At 73.1% G+C, this 18,348-nt stretch carries 16 protein-coding genes and 1 pseudogene; 6 read left to right on the top strand and 11 right to left on the bottom strand.

Annotation, left to right across the window (positions count from 1 at the left end; all coding sequences use genetic code 11):
- Positions 1-6 precede the first annotated feature (6 nt).
- The 3 genes from EES41_RS27180 to EES41_RS27170 all read right to left on the bottom strand — a co-directional run bounded on the left by EES41_RS27180 (position 7) and on the right by EES41_RS27170 (position 2,596).
- The gene (locus EES41_RS27180; RefSeq protein WP_008741351.1) at positions 7-303 is read right to left on the bottom strand and encodes a DUF4193 domain-containing protein; all 297 of its coding nucleotides are present in this window, start codon (positions 301-303) and stop codon (positions 7-9) included.
- Positions 304-686: 383 nt separating this feature from the next.
- Complete coding sequence (locus EES41_RS27175; protein ID WP_008741352.1) at positions 687-1,937, bottom strand: HAMP domain-containing sensor histidine kinase; 1,251 nt, start codon at positions 1,935-1,937, stop codon at positions 687-689.
- Positions 1,938-1,942: 5 nt separating this feature from the next.
- Positions 1,943-2,596, bottom strand: a complete 654-nt coding sequence (locus tag EES41_RS27170) for a response regulator transcription factor (RefSeq protein ID WP_030008767.1) — start codon at positions 2,594-2,596, stop codon at positions 1,943-1,945.
- A gap of 244 nt (positions 2,597-2,840) precedes the next feature.
- Between EES41_RS27170 and EES41_RS41605 the strand changes: the two genes are divergently transcribed.
- Positions 2,841-3,014: a hypothetical protein gene (locus EES41_RS41605; protein WP_164495953.1), complete on the top strand. Its 174-nt coding sequence runs from the start codon at positions 2,841-2,843 to the stop codon at positions 3,012-3,014.
- A gap of 109 nt (positions 3,015-3,123) precedes the next feature.
- Here the strand turns inward: EES41_RS41605 and EES41_RS27165 are convergent, their stop codons facing one another.
- Together EES41_RS27165 and EES41_RS27160 are read right to left on the bottom strand one after the other, a co-directional pair.
- Positions 3,124-3,924, bottom strand: a complete 801-nt coding sequence (locus EES41_RS27165; protein ID WP_123082716.1) for an inositol monophosphatase family protein — start codon at positions 3,922-3,924, stop codon at positions 3,124-3,126.
- Positions 3,925-3,942: 18 nt separating this feature from the next.
- Positions 3,943-5,097: a ferrochelatase gene (locus EES41_RS27160; RefSeq protein ID WP_123080695.1), complete on the bottom strand. Its 1,155-nt coding sequence runs from the start codon at positions 5,095-5,097 to the stop codon at positions 3,943-3,945.
- A 169-nt stretch (positions 5,098-5,266) separates the two neighbouring features.
- On the opposite strand from EES41_RS27160, the gene EES41_RS27155 reads away from it, so the two are divergent.
- Both EES41_RS27155 and EES41_RS27150 read left to right on the top strand, forming a co-directional pair.
- On the top strand, positions 5,267-6,526 hold the full coding sequence (locus tag EES41_RS27155) for an MFS transporter (RefSeq protein ID WP_123080694.1): 1,260 nt from the start codon (positions 5,267-5,269) through the stop codon (positions 6,524-6,526).
- Entirely contained in the window at positions 6,471-7,814 is a 1,344-nt protein-coding gene (locus EES41_RS27150) for a D-arabinono-1,4-lactone oxidase (protein WP_123080693.1), read from the top strand. Before EES41_RS27155 ends, EES41_RS27150 begins: the two co-directional genes overlap by 56 nt.
- 22 nt (positions 7,815-7,836) lie before the next feature.
- Here the strand turns inward: EES41_RS27150 and EES41_RS27145 are convergent, their stop codons facing one another.
- Positions 7,837-8,694 (bottom strand): hypothetical protein, encoded by an 858-nt coding sequence (locus tag EES41_RS27145; RefSeq protein WP_254211579.1) that lies wholly within the window; start codon positions 8,692-8,694, stop codon positions 7,837-7,839.
- A gap of 529 nt (positions 8,695-9,223) precedes the next feature.
- Between EES41_RS27145 and sepH the strand changes: the two genes are divergently transcribed.
- Complete coding sequence (sepH, locus tag EES41_RS27140; RefSeq protein WP_123080691.1) at positions 9,224-10,243, top strand: septation protein SepH; 1,020 nt, start codon at positions 9,224-9,226, stop codon at positions 10,241-10,243.
- Positions 10,244-10,504: 261 nt separating this feature from the next.
- On the opposite strand, the gene EES41_RS27135 is transcribed toward sepH, so the two are convergent.
- Positions 10,505-11,350: a sulfurtransferase gene (locus tag EES41_RS27135; RefSeq protein ID WP_123080690.1), complete on the bottom strand. Its 846-nt coding sequence runs from the start codon at positions 11,348-11,350 to the stop codon at positions 10,505-10,507.
- A 176-nt stretch (positions 11,351-11,526) separates the two neighbouring features.
- Between EES41_RS27135 and EES41_RS27130 the strand changes: the two genes are divergently transcribed.
- Entirely contained in the window at positions 11,527-12,312 is a 786-nt protein-coding gene (locus EES41_RS27130; RefSeq protein WP_123080689.1) for a VOC family protein, read from the top strand.
- Positions 12,313-12,328: 16 nt separating this feature from the next.
- Here the strand turns inward: EES41_RS27130 and EES41_RS27125 are convergent, their stop codons facing one another.
- The 4 genes and pseudogenes from EES41_RS27125 to EES41_RS27110 all read right to left on the bottom strand — a co-directional run bounded on the left by EES41_RS27125 (position 12,329) and on the right by EES41_RS27110 (position 17,762).
- Positions 12,329-12,979 carry a thymidine kinase gene (locus EES41_RS27125; RefSeq protein WP_123080688.1) on the bottom strand — a complete coding sequence of 217 codons (651 nt, stop codon included), beginning with the start codon at positions 12,977-12,979 and terminating at the stop codon, positions 12,329-12,331.
- Positions 12,980-13,020: 41 nt separating this feature from the next.
- Positions 13,021-14,223, bottom strand: a complete 1,203-nt coding sequence (locus EES41_RS27120) for an alkaline phosphatase family protein (protein ID WP_123080687.1) — start codon at positions 14,221-14,223, stop codon at positions 13,021-13,023.
- The gene (locus EES41_RS27115) at positions 14,223-14,831 is read right to left on the bottom strand and encodes a DUF5998 family protein (RefSeq protein WP_174261751.1); all 609 of its coding nucleotides are present in this window, start codon (positions 14,829-14,831) and stop codon (positions 14,223-14,225) included. The genes EES41_RS27120 and EES41_RS27115 overlap by 1 nt, the downstream gene beginning before the upstream one ends.
- A gap of 65 nt (positions 14,832-14,896) precedes the next feature.
- A pseudogene (locus tag EES41_RS27110) lies at positions 14,897-17,762 on the bottom strand (GNAT family N-acetyltransferase).
- A gap of 185 nt (positions 17,763-17,947) precedes the next feature.
- Here EES41_RS27110 and EES41_RS27105 point away from each other — a divergent pair.
- Positions 17,948-18,229 (top strand): HPr family phosphocarrier protein, encoded by a 282-nt coding sequence (locus tag EES41_RS27105; protein WP_008741369.1) that lies wholly within the window; start codon positions 17,948-17,950, stop codon positions 18,227-18,229.
- Positions 18,230-18,348: the final 119 nt, after the last annotated feature.

The following is an 18,348-nucleotide window of genomic DNA, read 5'->3' as shown; positions in this document are numbered from 1 at the left end:
GGCCTCTCAGTCGCAGTCGCGACAGATCGGCTGACCGTTCTTCTCGCGGGCCAGCTGGCTGCGGTGGTGCACCAGGAAGCAGCTCATGCAGGTGAACTCATCGGCCTGCTTGGGCAGGACCCGGACGGCCAGCTCCTCGTTGGAGAGGTCCGCTCCCGGAAGTTCCATTCCTTCCGCCGAGTCGAAGTCGTCGACGTCGACGACCGAGGACGACTTCTCGTTGCGCCGGGCCTTCAGCTCTTCAATGCTGTCGTTGTCGACGTCGTCGTCGGTCTTGCGTGGGGTGTCGTAGTCCGTTGCCATTGTTCGCTCTCCCCCTCTGGGATTTAGCGGTGTCTCAGCGCACGTAACGCGCGAGAGGCCGGACTTGTGCCCGACCTGAGGCGGAGATTTTGCCTCACATCAAGGTCTGTTACTCAATCGACACCCAGCCGCACGCCCGAAGGAGCAATTGGCTGGGATGACGACCGGGACCGTACACGGTCCGGGGGCCGTCCTGCACAAACGCCACCCCGTGTATTTCCCGCCATCCGGGGTACCGGAAACCCGGACTTCCCGGGCGTTCCGGCCCTCTTGGGGTCACAGAACGCACATGACTCAACACTGGGCCATGTGATCGATCACACAAATACCACTGTCTCGCCGATCGGACCGTTCAGCCAACAGCGAACGGTCCGACGGCCTGGTCACACGGGCAACGTGACGCGCATCACGAGACCACCACCCTCGCGGGGCGTCGCCTGGATGCGGCCGCCGTGGGCGCGCGCCACGGAGCGCGCGATCGACAGACCGAGCCCCACACCCTTGTCGCTGCCCGTTCGCTCCGTACGCAGCCGCCTGAAGGGCTCGAACAGGTTGTCCACCTCGTACGCGGGAACCACGGGACCCGTGTTCGACACCAGCAGCACCGCGTGGCCGTGCTGGACCTCGGTGGTGACCTCCACCCAGCCGCCCTCCGGCACGTTGTACCGGACGGCGTTCTGCACCAGGTTGAGCGCGATCCGCTCCAGCAGCACGCCGTTGCCCTGGACGACGGCCGGCGCGCACTCGCCGCGGATCTCCACGCCCTTCGTCTCGGCCTCCCCGCGCGCCTGGTCCAGGGCGCGCGAGGCGACCTCCGCCAGGTCCACGGGTTTGCGCTCGACGATCTGGTTGTCGCTGCGCGCCAGCAGCAGCAGGCCCTCGACCAGCTGCTCGCTGCGCTCGTTGGTGGCCAGCAGCGTCTTGCCCAGCTGCTGGAGTTCCACGGGCGCCCCGGGATCGGACAGGTGCACCTCCAGCAGCGTGCGGTTGATCGCCAGCGGTGTGCGCAGCTCGTGCGAGGCGTTGGCCACGAATCTCTGCTGGGCCGTGAAGGCCCGCTCCAGCCGGTCGAGCATCTCGTCGAAGGTGTCCGCGAGCTCCTTGAGCTCGTCGTCCGGCCCGTCGAGCTCGATGCGCCGGGTCAGGTCGGAGCCGACCACCCGCCGGGCGGTACGGGTGATCTTGCCGAGCGGCGAGAGCACCCGGCCGGCCATCGCGTACCCGAAGGCGAAGGCGATGACGCTGAGGCCCAGCAGCGCCATCAGCGACCGGCTGAGCAGGTCGTCCAGGGCGTGCTTGCGCTGGTCCAGGATGCACGCCTGTATGGCCGCGTTGAACTGGTCGAGCGACTGGTCGGTGCCCACGCCGGAACAGGTGGGGCTGGAGACCTCGACCTTCTGCCCGCTGACGCTGACGATCTTGAACGGCAGGGCGTTGCCCTCGCGCAGCGCCTGCGCGGCCAGCAGGTAGATGATCGACAGCAGCAGGATGCCGGCGATCAGGAACATCCCGCCGTACAGCAGCGTGAGGCGTATCCGGATCGTCGGCCGCAGCCAAGGGAAAGGACCCTCGGGCTGGCCGGGGTCCCAGGTCGGTTTCGGTGGCGCCGCCGGCGGCGCCGGGGTGGCGGCCATCGCCGTCAGATCCGGTATCCGGAACCGGGGACCGTCACGATGACGGGCGGCTCGCCGAGCTTGCGGCGCAGGGTCATCACCGTCACGCGCACCACGTTGGTGAACGGGTCGGTGTTCTCGTCCCAGGCCTTCTCCAGCAGCTGCTCGGCGGAGACCACGGTCCCCTCGCTGCGCATGAGCACCTCCAGCACCGCGAACTCCTTCGGCGCCAGCTGCACCTCCTTGCCCTCGCGGAACACCTCGCGCCGGTTCGGGTCCAGCTTGATGCCGGCCCGCTCCAGTACGGGCGGCAGCGCCACCGTCGTACGCCGCCCCAGGGCGCGCACGCGGGCGGTCAGCTCGGTGAAGGCGAAGGGCTTGGGCAGGTAGTCGTCGGCGCCGAGCTCCAGCCCCTCGACCCGGTCGCTCACATCGCCGGAGGCGGTCAGCATCAGCACGCGCGTGGGCATGCCGAGCTCGACGATCTTCCGGCAGACGTCGTCACCGTGCACGAGCGGGAGGTCCCGGTCGAGCACGACCACGTCGTAGTCGTTCACCCCGACGCGCTCCAGAGCGGCGGCGCCGTCGTACACGACGTCCACGGCCATGGCCTCCCGGCGCAGTCCGGTGGCCACCGCATCGGCGAGCAGCTGCTCGTCCTCGACGACGAGTACGCGCACGTCGTTTCCTTCCTTCGAGCCCTGGTGGGCACACGTGTATTGCGCGTCCATCCTGCCGGTTTCGGCCGTAAACCGGCTGTAAGACGCCGCTCCGTCCACTTCCATGACACGGAAGTGAGGATTCCCTGTCCTCACGAGGTTTCTGCGCCCAGGGTGCCGGGGAGGACGTCATCACCCCAACCACTCCCTGACGGCGGACGGCCTCGTGCCGGCCCGCCGCGACCCACGCAGAGGGGGCGCACCCATGGACGCATTCACCGCGGGTCTCCTGCAGCGCATCAGGAACACGCAGTCGGACCTCGAACAGGCCCTCCAGACGGGCGACGACTACCTCGCGGACGTGGAGCAGGCGGAGCTGGAAGACCTCCAGCGCCTCGCGGCCGAGCACGGCGTACCCGTGTCCGTGCCGGCCTGCTGACACCACACCTCACAGACGGTACGGAACCCCGGCCGCCCGACAGGGCGGCCGGGGTTCCCTCACGTCCGGGCACCGGCGCGATCCGGCGGCTACGCCGGCGGGCCGGTCGTCAGTCGTGCCAGGCTCCGAGTTCCTCCAGCATCGGCTGGATCGAGGCGAACACCGCCGGGGTCGCGGCCAGCGCGAGCTCGCCCGAGGCGGGCAGCCCCGGCCGGCCGCCCGTCAGGGCCCCGGCCTCCCGCGCGATCAGCTCGCCCGCCGCCAGGTCCCAGGGGTTCAGCCCCCGCTCGTAGTACCCGTCCAGCCGCCCGGCGGCCACGTCGCACAGGTCCAGCGCCGCCGACCCCCCGCGCCGGATGTCGCGCACCACCGGGATGACGCGCGCCACGACCTCCGCCTGGTGCGCCCGCCGCTCCTGGAGGTACCCGAAGCCCGTGCCCAGCAGCGCCTGGTCCAGCGGCGCGGCCGCCCGGCAGGCCAGCCGGGTCCCGCCCAGCCATGCCCCGCCGCCCAGCACCGCGTGGTACGTCTCCCCGCGCATCGGGGCCGCCACCACCCCGGCGACGGTCTCGCCCCGGTACTCGGCGGCGACGGACACGCTCCAGCTCGGCAGCCCGTAGAGGTAGTTCACGGTGCCGTCCAGCGGGTCCACGACCCACCGCACGCCGCTCGTGCCCGGGCTGTCCGCGCCCTCCTCGCCCAGCAGCCCGTCCTCGGGGCGCCGCTCCGCGATCAGGCCGGTGATCAGCTTCTCGGCCGCGATGTCCATCTCGGTCACCACGTCGATCGGGCTGGACTTGGTCGCCGCCACCGCCAGGTCCGCCGGCCGCCCGTCCCGCAGCAGCTCTCCCGCCCGCCGGGCGGCGTCCAGGCCCACGGCCAGCAGTTCGGCCTTCAGTTCCTCAGAGATCACGTTCTGTTCCACTCCCTACGCGTACGGACTGTCCACGCCCGCGGCCGCCGGCCGCGGCGCCCTGGCGGGGCAGCAGCCCACGGGGCACACGTGGTGGCTCGGGCCCAGCATGCCCACCCAGCACTCCTCGGCCGCCTCCCCGCGCTCCTCGGCGGCCCGCTCCAGGACGAGTTCCCGTACCGCCTCCACGAACGCCGGGTCCGCGCCGACCGTGGCCGAGCGGGCGACCGGGAGGCCGAGCTCCGCCGCCTTCGCCGTGGCCTCCGTGTCGAGGTCGTAGAGGACCTCCATGTGGTCGGAGACGAAGCCGATGGGCACCATGACCACCGCGGGCGCCCCCGCGCCGTGCAGCGCCTCCAGGTGGTCGCAGATGTCCGGCTCCAGCCACGGGATGTGCGGGGCGCCGCTGCGGGACTGGTAGACGAGCTCCCAGGGGTGCTCGCGCCCGGTCCGGGCGGCCACCTCGGCCGCGATCACCCGGGCGACGTCGAGGTGCTGCTTGACGTACGCGCCGCCCTCGCCGTCCGCGGTGTGGTCGGGGGCGGGCCCGGAGGCGTCGGCGGCCGCGGTCGGGATGGAGTGCGTGCTGAACGCGAGGTGCGCGCCGTCGCGCGCGCCCTCGGGCAGCGCGGCCAGCGCGGCGAGGACCCCCTCGGTCATCGGCCCCACGAACCCGGGGTGGTTGAAGTAGTGCCGCAGCTTGTCCACGCGCGGCGGCTCCACGCCCTCGGCGGCCAGCGTCGCCAGCGCGTCGGCGAGGTTCTCCCGGTACTGGCGGCAGCCCGAGTACGAGGCGTAGGCGCTGGTCGCGAGCACCGCGATCCGGCGGTGGCCGTCGCGGGCCATCTCCCGCATCGTGTCGGTCAGGTACGGGGCCCAGTTGCGGTTGCCCCAGTACACGGGCAGGTCCAGCCCGTGCTTCGCGAAGTCCTCGCGCAGCGCCGCCAGCAGCCGCCGGTTCTGCTCGTTGATGGGGCTGACCCCGCCGAAGCCGAAGTAGTGCTGCCCGACCTCCTTGAGCCGCTCGCGCGGGATCCCGCGCCCGCGCGTGACGTTCTCCAGGAAGGGCACGACGTCGTCGGGTCCCTCGGGGCCGCCGAAGGACAGCAGCAGGAGGGCGTCGTAGGGGGCGGCGGAGCCGGCGTCGGGGGCGCGGAGCTGGTCTGACATGCCCCGAATCCTGCCACCAGGCGCCCGGGCCGGGTGAACGGACCCGGCCCCGCCCCCACCCGAATGACAGGTAAGGTAACCCTAAGTTCCTGTCGGTGTTTCCCCGTGCGGGCGCCTTGTCGGCAGACGTAACCTGTGTGAGCCAATCACGTCCCTTACGGAGGGCACCTTGCCCAGTCCCTACCGCGCGATCTTCGCGGCCCCCGGCACCAAGGGGTTCACAGCCGCCGGCCTGATAGGCCGGATGCCGCTGTCCATGGTGGGCATCGGTGTCCTCACGATGATCACCGAGCTGGGCGGCAGCTACGCCCTCGCCGGCGCGATCACCGCCACCATCGCGCTCTCCGCCGCCGCCGTCGGCCCCCAGATCTCCCGGCTGGTCGACGAGCACGGGCAGCGGCGGGTACTGCGCCCGGCCACCCTGACCGCGGCCGCCGCGGTGACCGGCCTGCTGGTCTCGGCGGCCAACGACTGGCCGAGCTGGACCCTGTTCGTCTTCGCCGTCGTCGCCGGGTGCGTGCCCAGCGTCGGCTCGATGGTCCGGGCCCGCTGGACGGCCCTGTTCCGCGACACCCCCCAACTGCACACGGCCTACTCGTTCGAGTCGATCGTGGACGAGCTCTGCTTCATCGTCGGCCCGCCCCTGGCCGCGACGCTCTCGGCCGGCTGGTTCCCCGAGGCCGGACCGGTGGTCGCCCTCGTCTGCCTGGTGACGGGCGTGTGGTGGCTGACCGCCCTCACCGCCACCGAGCCGAAGCCGCATCCGCGGCACGAGAACCCGGACCGCTCCTCGGCGCTGCGCTCCCCCGGCCTGCAGGTACTGGTGGCGACCTTCGTCGCGACCGGCGCGATCTTCGGCTCCGTGGACGTGGCCACCCTGGCCCTCGCCGGGGAACACGGCGACAAGTCCCTGGGCGGCGTCTTCCTCGCGGTGTGGGCGTTCGGCTCCTGTCTCGCGGGCATCGTCTTCGGCCTGCTGCACTTCAAGGGCAAGGCCGAACCTCGCTGGGTACTGGGCATCAGTGCGATGGCCGTGAGTATGATCCCCCTCCTACTGGCCGGGAACCTTCCGTTTCTGGCCGTGGCGCTCTTCGTCTCGGGCCTCGCCATCGCTCCCACGATGATCACCACGATGGCCCTGATCGAGGCGCACGTACCTCACGCGAAGCTGACCGAGGGCATGACCTGGATCAGCACCGGCCTCGCGGTCGGCATCGCGATCGGTTCCTCCGTGACCGGCTGGGTCGTAGACGCCGCCGGCGCGCAGAACGGGTACGTCGTCTCCCTCACGGCGGGGTGCACCGCGGCCGCGGTGGCGTTCGCGGGATACCGCCGGCTGACGAGGCCGGCGCAAGGGGAGGAGCCAGCTAGCGATGGGGACGGCGACAGCAGGGAAATCAGGTCGGGGGACACCGGCCGCGTGGCGTAACTGGGCGGGCAACGTCACCGCCGCGCCCGCCCGCGTGGTGACCCCGACCTCGGTCGGGGAACTCCAGGACGTGGTCCGCCGGGCCGCCGAGGACGGGCTGCGGGTGAAGGCGGTAGGCACCGGCCACTCCTTCACCGCGGCCACCGCCACCGACGGGGTGCTCGTACGCCCCCAGGCGCTCTCGGGGATACAGGCGATCGACCGGGAGGCCGGCACCGTCACGGTGGCGGCGGGCACGGTGCTGAGGGACCTCAACCTGGCCCTGGCCCGGGAGGGCCTCTCGCTCACCAACATGGGCGACATCATGGAGCAGACGGTCTCCGGCGCCACCAGTACCGGAACCCACGGCACCGGCCGGGACTCGGCCTCCATCGCCGCCCAGATCCGCGCCCTGGACCTGGTCACGGCGGACGGCCGGCTGCTGAACTGCTCGGAGAAGGGGACCGACGAGGAGCGCGAGGTCTTCGCCGCGGCCCGGCTCGGCATAGGAGCGCTCGGCATCGTCACGGCCCTCACCTTCGCCGTGGAGCCGCTCTTCTTCCTGACCGCCCGTGAGGAGCCGATGGCCTTCGACCGGGTGACCGCCGAGTTCGACGAGCACGTCGCGGAGAACGAGCACTTCGAGTTCTACTGGTTCCCGCACACCGGCAACTGCAACACCAAGCGCAACAACCGCAGCCAGGGCCCGGCCGCCCCGCCCGGCGCGGTCAGCTCCTGGGTCGAGGACGAACTGCTCTCCAACGGGGTCTTCCAGGCCGTCAACTCCCTGGGCCGCGCGGTCCCGGCGGCCATCCCCGCCATCGCCCGGGTCGCCAGCCGCGCCCTGTCGGCGCGCACCTACACGGACATCCCGTACAAGGTGTTCACCAGCCCGCGCCGGGTGCGGTTCGTGGAGATGGAGTACGCCCTTCCGCGCGAGCGCGTCGTCGAGGCGCTGCGGGAGCTCAAGCGGCTGGTCGACAGCTCGGGCCTGCGGATCAGCTTCCCGGTCGAGGTGCGGACGGCTCCGGCGGACGACATCCCGCTGTCGACGGCCTCGGGGCGCGAGACGGCGTACATCGCGGTGCACATGTACAAGGGCACCCCGTACCAGGCCTACTTCACGGCGGCCGAGCGGATCTTCACCGCGCACGGCGGGCGTCCGCACTGGGGCAAGGTGCACACCCGGGACGCGGAGTACCTCGCCGGCGCGTACCCGCGCTTCGGCGAGTTCACCGCGCTGCGGGACCGGCTGGACCCGGAGCGGCTGTTCGGCAACGACTACCTGCGGCGCGTCCTCGGGGCCTGAGCCCGCGCTTCCTGAGCCCCGGTCAGGAGGAGCTCCGGGGAGCCGGGGCGGGCGCGGACCCGGGCGGAGCCGGGGTCTGCTTCGGCTTCGGGTCCGGGTCCGGGTCCGGGCTCGGCTTCTGGCCGGGATCCGGGTTCGGGTCCTGCGAGGGGGCCGGGGTCGAGGGGCTCGGCTTCGGCGAAGCCGGCGGCTCCCCGGAGCCGGAGGGGCTCGGTCCGGAACCCGGGCTCCGGTCCCCGGGCGAGGGCGAAGGGCTCGGGGAGCCCCCGGACCCCGGGGTCGCCCCACCCTTCCCGTCCCGCTCCCCGCCGCCCTGCCGCTCCTGCCGTTCGCGCTCCGGGGCGTCGGTTCCGGGGTCCGGCCGGGCGTCGGGGGCCTTGCGGGTACCGGCGGAGAAAATGGTCCCGCCGTCCTTGCTGACCGAGGTCCCGGCGACGGCCTCGTACGCCCCGAGGCCGCCGATCGCGATGGCGAAGGCCGCCCCGGAGGCGACGGCGGTGCGCTTCCAGCCCCGCACCCGGGTGCCGTGCACGGTGGCCGCGCCGAACTCGCCGTCACCCTGCCCGTCGTTCTCCCCGTCACTCTTCCCGGGGAGCGGCTCCTGGCGGACCCTGGGCCGGGCGGTCTCGCGCAGTTGGTCGCCGGTGCGGCGGAAGAAGTGCTGGATGACGGGCCCGCCGGCGGTGGCGACCACGCTCACCACGCCGGCGCCGAGGATGGTCCCGTAGACGCCCAGCTTCGAGGCGAGCAGGGCGGCCGCGACGGTCGCGAGCGAGGTGCCCGCGACCTGAGCCACGCTCAGATCCAGCTTCTTGCCCGTGTTGTTCGCATCAGAGGCATCTCCGAACGCTTCGATGCCCTGCGTCGCCTTCTGCCCCATCCCCAACCTCTGCCCGTCCGTGACCACCGCTTACAGCAGTTACTGACAGGTGAGCGAAACAGATAGTTCCATTTCTGGGGATTCTGTGAAGCAAGACACCCGAAAACGGGCGCGCCCGCAGCTCCGGGCCGATCCGGGGCAGATTCAGGGCAGCCCAACTCCCGCCGCCGGAGACAAGTTCGGCGGCGCGGCGGTCCACCCAGGTGGCCCGAATGGAGTACTGTGGCGAGCCCTGGGGCCGTCCTTCCTTTCGGATGTCCGGACTCGGGAGAGGGGGCCGGACGATGGAGAAACGGCACTCGATACCGGCGATGCCGCGGTGTTGCACGGGTTCCTGCTGCGCACAGTAATCGTTCGGTCACTGTGCGTGCCCAACAGGTAACCGTGCCATAACGGCGATCAAGGGCGCATGCCCGACACGCCGGTTTAACTCGGCAAGGTTGTGGCAGGCTGCACCCGGGCAGGCCACACTCGACTAGCGGAAGCAGCGACGCACGTGACGTCGGCAGGCACCACCCGGGAGGTCCCCATGCCCGAACTGCGTGTCGTGGCCGTCTCAAATGACGGCACACGACTGGTGCTCAAGGCTGCGGACAGCACGGAGTACACGCTTCCGATCGACGAGCGGCTTCGGGCTGCCGTACGCAACGATCGCGCACGCCTGAACCAGATCGAGATCGAGGTGGAGAGCCACCTCCGCCCCCGCGACATCCAGGCCCGCATACGAGCCGGTGCCTCCGCGGAGGAGGTCGCCCAGCTCGCGGGCATCCCCGTCGACCGCGTGCGCCGCTTCGAGGGCCCGGTCCTCGCCGAGCGCGCGTTCATGGCGGAGCGGGCCCGCAAGACTCCCGTGCGCCGCCCCGGCGAGAACACCGGACCGCAGCTCGGCGAGGCCGTAGGGGAACGGCTGACGCTGCGCGGGGTCGACAAGGAATCCGTGCAGTGGGACTCCTGGCGCCGCGACGACGGCACGTGGGAAGTCCTGCTGGTCTACCGGGTCGTGGGCGAACCGCACTCGGCGAGCTGGTCGTACGATCCGCCGCGCCGGCTGGTCGTCGCAGTGGACGACGAGGCCCGCTCGCTGATCGGCGAGTCGGACGACCTGCCCGCGACGCCGGAGCCGAGCTTCCCGTTCGTGCCGAGGATCGCGCGCCTGCCGCGCGACCGGCCGCTGGACCGCGCCCTCGACCGCCAGATGGAGCGCCAGTTGGAGCGTCCCGCCCCGCCGCCGGAGCCGGAGGAGGAGCGGGACACGCTGACGAGCCTGCTGGAAGCGGTACCGAGCTTCCGCGGCGACCTGGTCGTCCCGGAACGCCCCGACGAGCCGGCCGAGGAGCCGGAGGCGGAGGAGCCCCCGGCGGCGTCGGCGGGAGCCGGTGCGGCGTACGCCGATGTCCTGATGCCGCGTACGGTCGCGGGCCACCGCGACCGGCTGACGGGCACCACCGACCGCCAGGCCGAAGCCGACGGCGTCCGCCCGGGCCGCCGCGCGGCGGTCCCCAGCTGGGACGAAATCGTCTTCGGCACCCGCCGCAAGAAACAGGAATAACCCACCCACGGGACCACCACATCCAGCCCCGCCGGCGTTTGAGGCGCGGGGTCTGGGGCGGAGCCCCAGGTGCCCGCCAGGGCAACCCGGCCGCGCCCACCCGACGCCTGACGCGCGGGGCCACATCCAGCCCCGCCGGCGTTTGAGGCGCGGGGTCTGGGGCGGAGCCCCAGGTGCCCGCCGGGGCAACCCGGCCGCGCCCACGCCCACCCGACGCCTGACGTGCGGGGCCGGGGCGGCCCAGGGGCGACGGCCCGGCCGCTACCGCGGAAGCGGACCGGTCGCGACCGGGCGGTCCGGGTCCGCGGACCACTCCGACCAGCTGCCCGCGTACAGCGCGGCCGCGACCCCGGCCACCTCCAGCGCGAGCACCTCGTGCGCACCGGAGACCCCCGACCCGCAGTACACCCCGACCGGGCGGCCGCCGTCCTCGGCCGTCGCCCCCAGCCCCGCGAACCGCGCCCGCAGCTCCGCGCCCGGGAGGAACCGCCCGTCCGCGCCCACGTTCTCCGTCGTCGGCGCCGACACCGCCCCCGGGATGTGCCCGCCGACCCGGTCGATCGGCTCGGCCTCGCCCCGGTACCGCTCCCCCGCCCGCGCGTCCAGCAGGACGCCCTCGCGGGCCAGCGCCGCCGCCCCGTCCGCGTCCAGCAGCCCCAATCCGCCCGGAGTTGGCTTGAAATCGCCCTCCGCAGGAGACACCGCGTCGGCGGACACCGCGCCGCCCGCCGCCGTCCACGCGGCCAGGCCCCCGTCCAGTACCCGCACCTCCGCGTGACCCGTCCAGCGCAACAGCCACCACGCGCGCGCCGCCGCCCACCCGAGTCCGCCGTCGTACACGACCACCGGCGCCCCCGCCGAGACCCCGGCCCGCCGCATCACCGCCCCGAACGCCTCCGGTTCCGGCAGCGGGTGCCGGCCCCCCGACCCCGCCGGACCGGCCAATTCGCGGTCGAGGTCGACGTACACCGCGCCGGGGATGTGCCCGGCCTCGTAGGCGGGGCGCTGGTCGGGCCCGCCGAGTTGCCAGCGGACGTCCAGGAGCACCGGCGGCCGCGGGCCGGCCAGTTCGCTCATCAGTTCGGAAGCCGAGAGGATCGCAGTCATGGGCCCATCTTCTCCCCCACCCACACCCCCCGTGACAAGCGGGACGTCCCCGCTCCGCACCGATTCGGTCATCTCCCCCCGCACCGCGTGAACCCGGCCCGGTCGGGGCGCGCCGGACGTCCCGGAGTGCAAGCATCACTGCGGGGACACGCGCTACGACGGAGGAGACGCCTGACATGACCGAGGCTTCGGAAGCGACGCGGCGCCCGCCCGGCACGCCGTGCTGGGTGAGCCTGATGGTGCACAGCCTCGGGTCCACCGAGGAGTTCTACACCGACCTCTTCGGCTGGGAGTACGAACCCGGCCCCGAGCAGCTCGGCCCGTACGTCCGGGCCGTGCTCGACGGCCGGGAGGTCGCCGGCATCGGCGAGATGCCACTGGACCGGGACCTCCCGGTGGCCTGGACGACGTACCTCGCGACGGACGACGCGGACGCCACCGCCGAGTCGATCCGCTCCTGCGGCGGCACCGTGGCGGTGGGCCCGCTGGACGCCGGCATCGCGGGCCGGGTGGCGATCTGCTCCGACCCGCTGGGCGCGATCTTCGGGATCTGGCAGGCCCAGACGCACATGGGCACCCGGCTGCACGGGCTGCCGGGCACCCCGGTGTGGAACGAGCTCATCACCCAGGACACCACCACGGTGGGCAAGTTCTACGAGCACGTCTTCGGCCACGAGGGCCAGGCCCACCCCGAGGCGTCCGAGGAGTTCGACCACGTGACCCTGCGCTTGCAGGGCCGGCCGGTGGCCGCCGTGCACGGCGTCGGCCGCTCGCTGCCGCACGACCGGGGCCCGCACTGGATGACGTACTTCGAGGTCGCGGACACCGACGCGGCCGCCGCCCGCGTGGAACTGCTCGGCGGCAGCGTGCTCCAGCCGCCCCACGAGGGCCCGGGCGGCCGCCTGGCCACGGTCGCGGACCCGGAGGGCGCGGTGTTCACCATCATCCGCACCACCCCCTGACGCGGCTCCCGCGGTGTCAGGCGTGGTTGACGGGGAGGACGTCCGGGGAGAGGGCGCCGGCGCGGGCCGCGGCCGAGGTCATGCGCTTGCGGTGGTGGCGGCGGCAGAGGACCTCGTAGCCGATCTCCTCCGCCGGGCGGTTCACGTCGCCGACGACGACCTGCTCGCCCTCGACCACCATCTCCCCGCCCACCGTACGGGCGTTGTGGGTGGCGCGGGCGCCGCACCAGCACAGCGCCTCGACCTGGAGCTGCTCGATGCGGTCCGCCAGCTCGATCAGGCGCTGGGAGCCGGGGAAGAGCTTGGTGCGGAAGTCGGTGGTGATGCCGAACGCGAAGACGTCCATGTCCAGGTCGTCGACGATGCGGGCCAGTTGGTCGATCTGGTCGGGTGCCAGGAACTGGGCCTCGTCCACGATCACGTAGTCGGCCCTGCCGCCCTGGGAGAGCTGCGCCACGAGGTACGCGTACAGGTCCATGCCCTCGCCGGCCTCGACCGCCTCCGTCACCAGGCCGAGGCGCGAGGACAGCTTGCCCTCGCCCGCCCGGTCGTCTCGGGTGAAGATCACGCCCTGGAGCCCGCGCGCCGACCGGTTGTGGCCGATCTGGAGGGCCAACGTACTCTTCCCGCAGTCCATCGTGCCGGAGAAAAACACCAATTCGGGCATGGAGAGAACGGGACCTTTCGGGTCGTGCGGAGCGGAAGGGGTCAGGAGCGGACTTCGAGCAGCGGGACCAGCTGCTCGGCGGCCGTCAGGGAGCCGTGCATGCCGGTGAGGGCCGATTCGTTGGGCTCGTTGCGGGACGCGGTGATCGCGACATCCGCGTGCGCGGCCGCGATCACATCGCCGATCCGGCCGAGCACCCGCTCGTCGCACTCCCCCGGCGTTCCGAACCAGCCCAGTTCCAGGGCCTCTTGGCGGCTCGCGACCCAGAACCGGTCGCCGAGCACCTCACGCCACACGGTGAGTACGTCTGCTTCCGCGCCCGGCACCGCGTACACGTGCCGGGCCCGGCCCTCGCCGCCGAGCAGGGCCACGCCCGCGCCCAGCTCCCAGTCCTCGTCGAAGTCGATCCGGGAGTCCTCGTCGAACGGCACGTCGACCATGCCGTGGTCGGAGGTCACGTACAGCGCGGTGCGCGGCGGCAGTTGCTCGGCGAGCCGCCGCACCAGCCGGTCCACGTGCATCAACTGGCCGCGCCAGGCGTCGGAGTCCACGCCGTGCCGGTGGCCGGCCCCGTCGAGCTCGCTGTAGTACGTGTACACCAGCGAGCGCTCCCCGGCGGCGAGCTGGATGGCCGCGAGGTCCATCCGCTCCTCGCCGGTCATCCGGCCGTGGAAGGTGCCGCCGCTCAGCGCGATCTTGGTGAGCGGGGTGTTCTGGAAGGCCGGCGCGGACACCTGCGCGGTGTGGACGCCGGCCGCGTCCGCCTGCTGGAAGACCGTGGGGTACGGCTGCCAGGGCTTCGGCGCGGTCCACGGCTGCCAGCGCAGCTGGTTCATCAGCTCGCCGGAGGCCGGGTTGCGCACCGCGTAGCCGGGCAGGCCGTGCCGCGCGGGGGGCAGGCCGGTGCCGACGGAGGCCAGGGAGGTGGCGGTGGTCGCGGGGAAGCCGGAGGTGATCGGCAGGCCGGTGCCGCCGCGCGAGCTGCCGAGCAGGGAGGCCAGGAAGGGGGCCTCGTCGGGGTGGGCCTTTATCTGCTCCCAGCCCATGCCGTCGATCAGGAACACGCAGTTCCGGTCGGCGGGGGTCAGCTCGGCGATCCCGGCGGTGAACCCGGGGACGCCCTGGCCGGCCACGAGGGTCGGCAGCAGATCGGCGAGCGAGCCGGTGCCGTACTGGGGGACGGGTGCCCCGGTGAGGTCGAGCAGCTCCGGTTCGTCCCAGTTCGCGGGGGCGGAGTACGACATCAGCGGGCGCTGGGTGCGGACGTGGCGGCGGTGGCCTCGGAGAGCGCCTGCGCGAAGAGCAGGGTCTGACGGACGGCCTCGGGGCCGTCGCCCGCCTCGCTCACGCGCAGGCTGAGGTCGTCGGCGGTGGAGTTGCCGGTGTAGCCGTGGTCGGCGTCGCAGTTCTGGTCGCCGCAGGCGGCGGGCTCCAGGTCGATGCGCGAGACCGCGCCCCAGCCGATGGTCAGGACCACCTCGCGGGGCAGCTGGCCCGGCGTGTACGACTCCGGGTTCGCGACGACGCGGCTCAGCACCACCGATGAGATGCTGGCGAGCTTGACCGACTCGGTCGAGGTCGTCGCGTACGGGGAGGGCGACCCGGCGTCGGCGGCCTGCTCGTCGGTGTGGCTGACGATGAAGCGGTTGCCGGTGAGCACCAGGACGGTGACGTGCCGGCGCACCTCGTTGGAGTCGAAGGTGGTCTCCTGGTGGACCAGGTACGACGAGATCGGCTCGCCGCCCACGGCGGCCTCAACCGCCTCGGCCACGAGGGCCGGGTAGTAGCCGCTGCGCTCGATCGCCGCGCGCAGCCCCTGGGTCGTCGTACCGGATTTCGCCATGAGGTCCATCCTAAGGCCCGTACGGGGCACCCCGGGCTCCCCCGACGGCCCCCGCCGCCCGCCCGGTGGCCCGGTCAGTAGCTGGGGAGCGTGCGCGGGCCGAGATCCGTGCGGGCGGGCGGGTGCGCGACGCGGACGGTGGCGCTCAGTACGGACAGTCCCCCGGTGGCGACGACGACGGGTTCCAGGGATACGCCGACCACCTCGGGATGGTCGTCGACCAGGCGGGACAGCCGCAGCAGCAGCTCCTCCAGGGCCGGGGTGTCGACGGGGTCGCTGCCGCGCCAGCCGAAGAGCAGGGGCGCGGTGCGGATCGACCGGATCAGCGCGGCCACGTCGCGGTCGGCGGCCGGGACGAGGCGGTGCGCGGTGTCGCCGAGCAGCTCGGAGGCGACGCCGGCGAGCCCGAAGGAGAGGACGGCGCCCGCGGCGGCGTCGATGACGGAGCGGACGACGGTGTCGACGCCCCGGGGGACCATGGCCTGGACGACGGGGAGCAGCTCGGCGGGCTTCCCGTGGGTCTCGGTGAGCTCGTCGTAGGCGCGGCGGAGTTCTTCCTCGGTGGTCAGGTCCAGTCGTACGCCGCCCAGGTCCGCGCGGTGGCGCAGGTGCGGGGCGGTGGTCTTGAGGGCCACCGGGTAGCCGAGGGCCCGGGCCGCGCCGGCGGCGGCGTCCGGGGTGGGGGCGGGCAGGGTGCGCACGACGCGGATCCCGTAGCGCCCGAGGAGCGCGTGCGCGTCGGTGTCGTCGAGGGTGAGTACGTCGGCGGCCGCGACCCCGGTCAGCAGCCGGGCGAGCTGGGCGGCGGCCCCGCTCTCGTCGATGTCCTCGTACGCGGGGACCTGGCCGGGTTCGGCGTTGGCCCGCCGCCACTGGCCGTAGCGGACGGCCTCGGCGACGGCCCGTACGGCGCGCTCGGCGGCGGGGTAGGTGGGGATGCGGCACGCCTGCCGGCCGGCGTCACCCTCGGCCTCGGCGGGCTGCTCGCGGGGCACCAGGGGCGCCGACTCCGGCGCCGTGGCGGGGGCGGGAGCGGCGGGTTCCGGGGCGCCGGCCGATGTGGCGGGGGCAGGTGCCGGGGCGAAGCCCCACGCCGCAGGTCCCAGGGGGAGGGGAGTCCGGGGAGAGGGCGGCGGCGAGGGCGCCGAGTTCCACGTGCACCACCGCCACCGGCTTGCCCGGGTGCTCGGCCACCGCCGCGCGCAGCGCGTCGGCCAGGTCGGCCGCGAGGGCGTGCTCGCTCACGCCCGGGATCGCGGTCACGATGACGGCGTCGTTGGTGTCGGCGGCGAGCGCCGAGCCGAGCGCGGCCCGGAAGTCCTCCGGGGAGGCGTCCGTCGTCAGGTCGAGCGGGGCCGACGGCCGCAGCCGCTCCGTGAGGCAGGCGTCGTAGGCGATCACGCCCAACGACTCCGAGTTCCCGAGGATCGCCACCCGCGGCCCGGCGGGCAGCGGCTGCCCGGCGAGCAGCAGGCCGACGTCGACCAGCTCCGTGACCGTGTCGACCCGGATGACGCCCGCCTGCCGGAGCAGCGCCGAGACGGTGTCGTCGGACAGCCGGGTCCCCGGCACGACGTGCCCGGCCGGGGTGTGGCGGCCGCCCTTCGCGACCACGACCGGCTTCACGGCCGCCGTGCGGCGGGCGAGCCGGCTGAACTTCCGCGGGTTGCCGAGGGTTTCGAGGTACAGCAGGGCGACGTCCGTGGCCTCGTCCTCGTACCAGTACTGGAGGATGTCGTTCCCGGAGACGTCCGCCCGGTTGCCCGCGGAGACGAACGAGGACAGCCCCGCGCCGCGCCGGACCAGCGCGGAGAGCAGTGCGATGCCGATCGCGCCGGACTGGGTGAACAGCCCGATCCGGCCGCGGGCCGGCGCCGGGGCGGGGGCCAGTGAGGCGTTCAGCTCCACGTCGGGGGCCGTGTTGATCACCCCGAAGGCGTTGGGGCCGATCAGCCGCATCCCGTACGAGCGCACCTGGCGCAGCAGTTCGCGCTGCCGGGCCGCGCCCTGCGGCCCGCTCTCCCCGTATCCGGCGGAGAGGACGACGAGGCCCTGCACCCCGTGGTCGCCGCAGGCCGCGACGGCCTCGGGAACCCGCTCGGCGGGGACGGCGATCACCGCGAGGTCGACCGGGGCCCCGATGTCCGCGACCGCGCGGTAGGCCCGTACGCCGTCCAGCAGATCGGTGGAGGCCGCCTCGTTGACGGCGTAGAGGTGCCCGTGGAAGCCGCTGTCGCGCAGGTTGCGCAGCACGGACGCGCCGACGCCGCCGCCGGAGCGGCTGACTCCGACGACGGCGACCGAGCCGGGGGCGAGCAGCCGCTGCACGGAGCGGGCCTCGGCGCGCTGTTCGCGGGCGCGCTGGACGGCGAGGGACTCGGCGGTGGGTTCGAGGTCGAGGGTGAGGTGGACGGAGCCGTCCTCGAAGCTGCGCTTCTGCTGGTAGCCGGCGTCGGTGAAGACTTTGATCATCTTGGTGTTGGCGGGCAGCACCTCGGCGGCGAACCCGCGGATGCCCCGCTCGCGTGCGACCGCGCCGATGTGTTCGAGCAGGGCGGAGGCCACGCCGCGGCCCTGGTGGGCGTCCTGGACGAGGAAGGCGACCTCGGCCTCGTCGGCGGGCGCGGAGGCCGGGCGGCCGGTGGCGTCGATCCGGTCGTAGCGGACGGTGCCGATGAACTCGCCGCCGATGGTCGCCGCGAGGCCGACGCGGTCCACGTAGTCGTGGTGCGTGAAGCGGTGCACGTCGCGGGCGGACAGCCGGGGGTACGGGGCGAAGAACCGGTAGTACTTCGACTCGTCGGAGACCTGTTCGTAGAAGCTGACGAGCCGGTCCGCGTCCTCGGTGGTGATCGGCCGGATCCGGGCGGTGCCGCCGTCGCGCAGCACGACGTCGGCTTCCCAGTGGGCCGGGTACGCGGGGGCCGACTCGGTCGTCATGGGGGCCACCTTAAGGCCAGGGCGGGCCGGACAGCGCCCGCGCGGCGCATACGACAAGCGGGGTCAAATCAGTGCAAGCTGGGGAAGGTCGAACCGCTGCGGATTATGACCGAAGGCCGGTCGAAGCATTCCGGGTGCCGTGAGAGACTGGTCTAGACAACCGTAAGAACCTGAAGGGCATCACCATGGCAGAGCGCCGCGTCAACGTCGGGTGGGCCGAGGGCCTGCACGCTCGTCCCGCCTCGATCTTCGTCCGCGCGACGACCGCTTCCGGCGTCCCGGTGACCATCGCGAAGGCGGGCGGCGACCCCGTCAACGCCGCCTCCATGCTGGCGGTCCTGGGCCTGGGCGCCCAGGGCGGCGAGGAGATCGTCCTCGCCTCCGACGCCGAGGGTGCCGAGGCCGCGCTGGACCGGCTCGCGAAGCTGGTCGCCGAGGGCCTGGACGAGCTCCCGGAGACCGTCTGACCCTTCGGGTTCGACCCTCGGGTCCGACCCTCGCCCGTACGCGAACGAGCCGTGGCCCCGGAACACCGGGGACCACGGCTCACGCGTTTTCGGACACCGGCCGCCGCATTCGCGGCGCG

It is taken from the genome of Streptomyces sp. ADI95-16, assembly GCF_003721495.1.
Taxonomy (GTDB): Bacteria; Actinomycetota; Actinomycetes; order Streptomycetales; family Streptomycetaceae; genus Streptomyces; species Streptomyces goshikiensis.
The sequence above is the reverse complement of the archived record's forward strand: the minus strand, read 5'-3'. Positions and strand labels throughout refer to the sequence as shown.